1 protein-coding gene is annotated in these 497 nt (G+C 68.2%); it reads right to left on the minus strand.

Annotated elements, in window-relative coordinates:
- On the minus strand, nt 1–343 hold a 343-nt coding region (locus EN850_RS33485; protein ID WP_136092929.1), incomplete at its 3' end, for a c-type cytochrome.
- Nucleotides 344–497 lie beyond the last annotated feature (154 nt).

Genomic DNA, 497 nt, shown 5'->3' on the forward strand with positions numbered 1-497 from the left:
GCACGAACGGCACCATCGCCACTGCTGCGCCGGAACTGCGCTGGCCATTGGCGATCAGGGCCATCTGCTGGGCCACGTAGCGTTCGCTCTGGCCAGCGATGGACGGATACATGTCCACCGTGGAATTGCCGTCGGCGCCATGGCAGGCCGCACAGGCCGTCGCCTTGGTCTGGCCGGCCTTGGCATCACCCCAGTGGGTCTTGCTGAAGTCCACCTCCAGCGACGCGGTGCGGATCGGCCCGTTGTCGGGCAGCGGAGTCAACGTGGTCTGCGCGAACGCAGCGGCGGCAACGACTACGGCAGTGGCAAGGGCGGATACGGCAAGAACGCGAGCGTGGCGCATGCTGAAGCTCCGTATGGACCGGGCCGGGCGATGGCGGCCGGCATCCCCCGGATTATCAACGCCGTTTCCGCGCACGGTCAACGCAGCAGTGCAGCAAAAATGCCGGCACGGGCCGCCGGCACGGGCGCGCGGCGCCGCAACATGCGATCCTAGG

This window comes from Mesorhizobium sp. M8A.F.Ca.ET.207.01.1.1, from assembly GCF_004794715.1.
In the GTDB taxonomy this organism is placed as follows: domain Bacteria; phylum Pseudomonadota; class Alphaproteobacteria; order Rhizobiales; family Rhizobiaceae; genus Mesorhizobium.